This is a genomic window from Aurantiacibacter xanthus, from assembly GCF_003584015.1.
Classification (GTDB): domain Bacteria; phylum Pseudomonadota; class Alphaproteobacteria; order Sphingomonadales; family Sphingomonadaceae; genus Alteraurantiacibacter; species Alteraurantiacibacter xanthus.
Genome location: NZ_QXFM01000108.1, coordinates 1 through 6,575 on the forward strand (window position 1 = coordinate 1; position 6,575 = coordinate 6,575).

Here is a 6,575-nt window from a genome sequence, read left to right on the forward strand (position 1 = left end):
TGAACCGCCCCGCGATTGCCGGAGGCCATTTGGTTTGAGTTATGCCGCCATCGGGCGTTCGTCCAGCATGGCGTAGTATCGTGCTTCGGCTTCGGCGGGCGGGATGTTGCCGATTGGCTCGAGCAACCGCCTGTTGTTGAACCAACTCACCCATTCGAGCGTGGCATGTTCGACAGCCTCGAACGACCGCCACGGCCCGCGTCGGTGGATCACCTCGGCTTTGTAGAGTCCGTTGATCGTTTCGGCCAAAGCGTTGTCGTAGCTGTCGCCAACGCTGCCCACCGAAGGTTCGATCCCGGCTTCGGCGAGACGCTCGGTGTACTTGATCGAGACGTACTGGCTACCGCGGTCGGAGTGGTGGATAAGACCGCCATGATGGACGGGCCGCCGATGATGGATCGCCTGCTCCAGGGCATCCAGGACGAACCCGGCATGCGCGGTCCGGCTCACTCGCCAGCCCACGATATAGCGGGCGAACACGTCGATCACGAAGGCGACGTAGACGAACCCGGTCCAAGTCGCGACGTACGTAAAGTCCGACACCCACAGCATGTTCGGCGCCGGGGCATGGAACTGCCGGTTGACCTGATCGAGCGGGCAAGGCGCCGCCTTGTCGCTCACCGTCGTCTTCACCGGCTTGCCCCGGATCACGCCCTGCAGACCAAGATCGCGCATCAGCCGCTCGACCGTGCATCGGGCGATGTCGAAGCCTTCGCGCTTCATCTGCCGCCACACCTTCCTTGCACCATAGACGCCGAAGTTCTCGGAGAACACGCGCAGCACCTCGGGCTTCAGGGCCTGATCGCGCTGGGCACGGGCCGACATTCGCGAGGGATCGCGCCGCTGCGCGACACGCTCGTGGTAGGTGGATGGGGCGATCGGCAAAACCCTGCAGATCGGCTCGACCCCGTACTCCTCGCGATGCTCGTCGATGAACCCGCTCATCGCTTCAGTGGGCGGTCGAGCTCCGCCTGGGCAAAATAAGCAGACGCCTTGCGCAGGATCTCGTTGGCCTGGCGCAGCTCGCGGTTCTCGCGTTCCAGCGCCTTGAGCTTGTCAGCCAGCTCGGACGGAACGCCAGCACGCATGCCCTTGTCGACCTCGGACTTCTTCACCCACTCGAGCAGCGTGTAGGCCGAGCAGCCAATCTTGCCGGCAATCGATGTCACCGCGGCCCAGCGCGAGGGATGATCCTTCTCGCTGTCGAGAACCATCCGCACCGCCCGCTCGCGAACCTCGGGTGAAAACTTGTTCGTCGTCTTGCTCATAGACCCTTCCTCTCAGGAGTTGGGGCCTCCGGCAATCGCGGGGCGGTTCATACCGGACTTCCGCTTCCCTAATCAGTGGCTCGTAAATTGCTTCACGATAGGTAGCAGGGAGCAGTACCCTCGACGGCGCTTCCTCGCTGGTCCAGAGATCTTGATCACCAGCGGTTTCAGGCCGCTCGTAGCGATGTTCCAGCAGCGCGAACTCCTGAGCCTGTGCGCAATGTACCAAGGGACCGACGACGCTCGCCATCGTTCCGATCATCAAAGTAAGTCTCATCCTTCTTACTCCTGTCGCTTGCAACGAAGCGGAATAGAACATAAATAGAACATGTAGGAAAACAGATTGTCCGTCCCGACAGTGAGAGGGGAGGATAGCGGTCATGGGGGACCCGAGCCTGCGAAGGAGCCCTTATGTCCGTTGCCACGACCAAACATCCACTAGCCGAGACGGCGCGACGCCTCTGTGAAAGCCGTGGCGGCAAATGGTCAGGCACAAGGGGCATGGCCTGCTGCCCTGCGCATGATGACCGCACGCCGTCACTCGGTGTGTCGCTCGGTCGGCAGGCTATCCTTTTCCATTGCTTTGCGGGATGCGATCAGCAAAGCGTATTGTCTGCATTGGCGCGTGAAGGTTTCGAGGCACCGGCGCTCTTTTCAGCTTCTGCGACTACCGAAGGTCCCGAGTCGACCAGAACGCGCGAACCCTTGGCGGCAGCGCTGAGGATCTGGCGCGATGCACAGCCACTGCGTGCCAGTCCGGCAAAGGCATATCTTGAGAGCCGCGGCATCCTCGCCGCATCTTCTGCGCTCCGCTTTCATCCACGAACGCCGCTCGGCCCCAAGGGGCACACCCGGTTTTTGCCCGCTATGATTGCGGCGGTCTGCCGCGACGAGGGGCCGATCGCCATCCATCGCACGTTCTTGTCGAGCGAGGCTTCAACCAAGGCCGCTTTCGAAAAGCCGAAACGCGCACTCGGCGCGCTCGGTGAAGCTGCTGTCCGCCTCTTCTCTCCGGCCTCCGGCAAGCTCGGCCTTGCCGAGGGTATCGAGAGCGCGATGTCGGCCTATGCGCTAACCGGCTTCCCCGTCTGGGCGACCCTGGGCAATGAGCGTTTCGGCCTGGTGAGCGTGCCCGAGAGCGTGACCGAACTCCACCTCTTCGTCGATCACGATGCTGGCGGCGAACTGGCCGCGTCGCGTGCCCTGGCCGCTTATGCCCGCGATGGGCGGGTGATCCACGTTCGCAAGCCGTCGTCACGCGACACAGACTGGAACGATGAACTGACAGCATGGCTGCGCCGCAAAGCGGCACAGTAAGAGGAGAGGGGGCTTCTCGAATTCCTGATCCGGCAGAGGGCGTGTCCCGATGCCCCCATCAGGAGGACGAATTGCCATGTTTCAATCAGACCTGTTTCCCGCCGACGAGCAACTGTCGTCAGTGCCATTGGCTTACGCTGTCGGTGCCAGGATTGCCGAGCTTCTCGCTTCGGGACGTCATCTTACCCGCGCCGACATTTCCGGGCTGTTCGCCGAAGAGACCGGTGTTCTGGACTGGGGAGGTGCCTGGACGATCGACGACTACAACAACGCGGTCGAGATCGGGGCGCTGCTCTGGCTTCGCGAGTCTTCGCGCATAGATCTGGCGACCAGCGTGCACGAAGCCGAAGCGCGGTTGGACTGGCTCGAAGCAGCCTTGCCGCCGCGGCACGTGCGCAGCGAAGGACAGGTCCAGCTCCAGCAGTTCTCGACCCCGCCGATGCTGGCATGGCTGATGGCAAAGGCCGCAGCAATCTCGGCGCGAGACACACTCCTCGAACCGTCCGCAGGCAATGGTGCGCTTACCCTTTGGGGCAGCGTCCAGAACGCCTCATTGATCCTCAACGAGATCGATCCGGCAAGACGAGACGGCTTGGCCCACGTCTTCCCTTCGGCCACGATCACTGCACATGACGGGGAACTGATCGCCGACCTGCATCGCGGCCCTGTTCCGTCGGTCGTGCTGATGAACCCGCCATTCGCCCGCAGCGAGGAACGCGGCAAGGACGGTGAGACTGCCAAGCGTCACCTGCGCGGTGCTATCCGGTCCGTAGCTGGTGGCGCGAGGATAGTCGCCATCATGCCGGAAGGCTTCGATGCTTCCACTTTCGCCAATGCGCAGGACGAAGTGTCGCTGCTCCTCGATGTTCGCTTGCAGCAAATGTTCCGACGGACGGGCACGGGAATTGCCGTTCGCTTGGTCGTGATCGACAAGGTGTCGACTGCGCCCTCGTCAGCGATCACCAGAGATAACGCCGATCTGATCGCGCTCCACGAGCTGCTCAACGCGCTTCCGCCACGCGTAGAAACCTTCACCAGCCTCCATCGCCTGCCAGTCGGGAAGCCAGTGCGCCTCGTTGGCAAGACCTCAACGCATCTCGCGTCGGTCCGGCCGGTGGCGCCGTTCGCTGCGACACCAGCAGCCACAGCGAATGCGATCGACCTGACCTATTCGGTCTTGGCCGACCCCGCGCCTGTACCCGAACAGGCCGGCATATACCTGCCTTACCGGCCCAGCCGCATCGCGTTCGAAGGCGCGCCGGCCCATCCCACCCCGCTCGTGGAATCGGTTGCCATGGGTTCGGTCGCGGCTCCGCAGCCGGAATTGCGGCCACGTCTCCCCACCAACTGGCAGGCCGATGGCCTCTTATCCGAGGCTCAGTGCGAGACACTGGTCTACGCTGCCCAGGCATTCGCGCGCGACCTACCGGGCCAGTTCAAGGTCAGCCAGGAAGGCACCTCGCTCGAACTGTCCGAGGACGGCCATCTCTACCGCCAAGGCTTCTTCCTTGGCGACGGAACCGGAGCGGGCAAGGGGCGACAGATCGCCGCGGTCATCATGGATCGCTGGCTCGCAGGCGAACGCCGACATGTCTGGATCACCAAGAACGAGGCGCTGCTCGAAGATGCACGCCGCGACTGGGAAGCGCTTGGAGGGCTGCCGCTCGATCTCCAGCCGCTCTCGCGCTGGAAGCTCGGCCACCCTGTAACGATGTCCGAAGGCATCCTCTTTGTCACCTATCCGACGCTGCGCTCGGGCCGCGCCGAGGATACGCGGCTTGATCAGATCCTTGCCTGGGCGGGCGAGGATTTCGACGGCGTGATCGCCTTTGACGAAGCCCACGCGATGGCCAATGCGCTCGGGGGCTCTTCAACCCGCGGCAAGGTCAAGGGCTCCGAACAGGGCATGGCGGGGCTCAGGTTGCAGAACCATCTCCCGCGCGCCCGGGTGCTCTACGCGTCTGCCACTGGCGCTTCGGATATCGCCAATCTGGGATATACTTCCCGGCTTGGCCTCTGGGGACCCGAGACCGCTTTCCCGACCCACGAGGCGTTCATGACCGAGATCCGCGCTGGCGGCGTCGCGGCGATGGAGCTCGTCGCCCGCGACCTCAAGGCCCAGGGCCTCTATCTTGCTCGTGCGTTGTCCTTCGCCGGGGTTGAGTATGAGATCCTCGAACACAGCCTGACCGAAGCGCAGGTCAAAATCTATGACGCCTACGCCGATGCCTGGGCGATCATTCACCGCAACTTGGAAGCTGCGCTCGAAGCAACCCGCGTGGTCGACGAGGACAGCGGCGATACGCTCAATCGCAACGCCAGGGCTGCGGCGCTGTCGATCTTCGAAGGCACCAAGCAGCGCTTCTTTGCCCAGCTTCTGCTTTCGATGAAACTGCCCAACCTGATCCCCGCGATGGAAGCGGCGCTTGGCGAAGACCATTCGGTTGTCGTGCAGCTGGTCTCGACTTCCGAGGCCATGCTCGACCGGCGCCTTGCCGACCTTAGCGTGGAAGAACGCGAAGCGCTCGATATCGATCTCTCACCGCGTGAATACGTCATCGACTACCTTACGAAGGGCTTCCCGGTACGATTGATGCAGGTCTTCGCCGACGAGGACGGCAATCTTCGCTCCGAGGCAATGAGCGACGGAGAGGGCAATCCCGTTTTCTGCTCGCGTGCCCTTGCCGCGCGCGATGCGCTGATCGAACAGCTCTGCGCACTGCCGCCCATCGCTACCGCGCTCGACGCGATCATCGAGCGCTTCGGGACCGAGGCGGTGGCCGAGGTGACGGGCCGCACCCGCAGGCTGATCCTGGGCCGTGACGGCCAGCAGCGGCTCGAACGGCGAAGCCCGAGCGCAAATGTCGCCGAAGCGCAAAGCTTCATGGAAGGGACCAAGCGCATCCTCGTCTTCTCGGATGCGGGCGGCACGGGGCGTTCCTATCATGCCGACCTCGGCTGTCGGAATCAGCAACGCCGGGTTCACTTCCTGCTTGAACCGGGATGGCGCGCCGACAACGCCATCCAGGGTCTCGGTCGCACGAACCGCACCAACCAGGCCTCGGCCCCGCTGTTCCGGCCGGTAACCACCGACGTGAAGGGCGAACGCCGCTTCATCTCGACCATTGCGCGAAGGCTCGATGCCTTGGGCGCGCTGACGCGCGGCCAGCGCCAGACGGGCGGTCAAAACCTGTTCGACCCGGCCGACAATCTCGAAAGCGACTATGCGCGCGATGCGCTCAGCCGCTGGTTCCAGCTGCTCTATGAGGGCAAGCTCGAAGCCACCAACTTCGGTAACTTCGTCGAACGTACCGGCCTCCGGCTTGAAAACCCCGATGGCGGGCTGACCGACAATCTCCCCACGATCCAGCGCTGGCTCAATCGCATTCTTGCGCTGCCGATCGCGCTGCAGAACGCAATCTTCGACGAATATCTCGGACTGGTAGAGGCGCGGATCGAAGCCGCGCGCGAAGCCGGAACGCTCGACCAGGGTCTTGAGACCGTCAGCGTCGATCGTTTCACGGTCCTGGCAGATGAACTCCTGCGCACCGATCCCGTGACCGGTGCCGAGACCCGCCTCGTCTCGCTCGAAGTGACGAGGCACCTTCGGCCTTTGCGATTGCAGCGACTGGTGCGGATGCACGAGATCGGCAGCAAGTACGCGATCCCGATGCGCAATGCGCGCTCGGGCAAGGTCGCGCTCTCGGTTCCTGCCCGGCGCCTCATCGCTGACGACGGGGCCGTGATCGAACGCCGACGCTTGCTTCGACCGCTCAAGTCCGCGAACTGGACGCTTGAGGCGCTCGGTGAAAGCCACTGGGAAGAAATTGGCGTCACCGCGTTCACCAGCGCCTGGCGGGCCGAGGAAGAGGAGGCCGCCGCTTCACCGATGACCGAGCGCGTCCATCTCGCCACCGGGCTGCTGCTGCCGGTCTGGAAGCGCCTGCCCGGCGATCATGTCCGCGTCACCCGGCTCGTTGCCGAGGACGG

3 protein-coding genes and 1 other annotated feature are annotated in these 6,575 nt (G+C 63.6%); of the genes, 2 read left to right on the forward strand and 1 reads right to left on the reverse strand.

Features of this window, described 5'->3' with window-relative positions:
• Positions 1–39 precede the first annotated feature (39 nt).
• A protein-coding gene (locus tag D2V17_RS12090) for an IS3 family transposase (protein ID WP_119592530.1) occupies positions 40–1,268 on the reverse strand; the annotation gives its coding sequence in 2 pieces (ribosomal slippage) (positions 40–980 and positions 980–1,268; 1,230 coding nt in all).
• Positions 871–987: a sequence feature (AL1L pseudoknot), on the reverse strand. Its footprint overlaps the gene before it by 117 nt.
• Before the next feature lie 411 nt (positions 1,269–1,679).
• Between D2V17_RS12090 and D2V17_RS12095 the strand changes: the two genes are divergently transcribed.
• Positions 1,680–2,585 carry a DUF7146 domain-containing protein gene (locus D2V17_RS12095; protein WP_119593145.1) on the forward strand — a complete coding sequence of 302 codons (906 nt, stop codon included), beginning with the start codon at positions 1,680–1,682 and terminating at the stop codon, positions 2,583–2,585.
• A 76-nt stretch (positions 2,586–2,661) separates the two neighbouring features.
• A partial coding sequence (locus D2V17_RS12100; RefSeq protein ID WP_119593146.1) for a strawberry notch family protein occupies positions 2,662–6,575 on the forward strand: 3,914 nt, incomplete at its 3' end.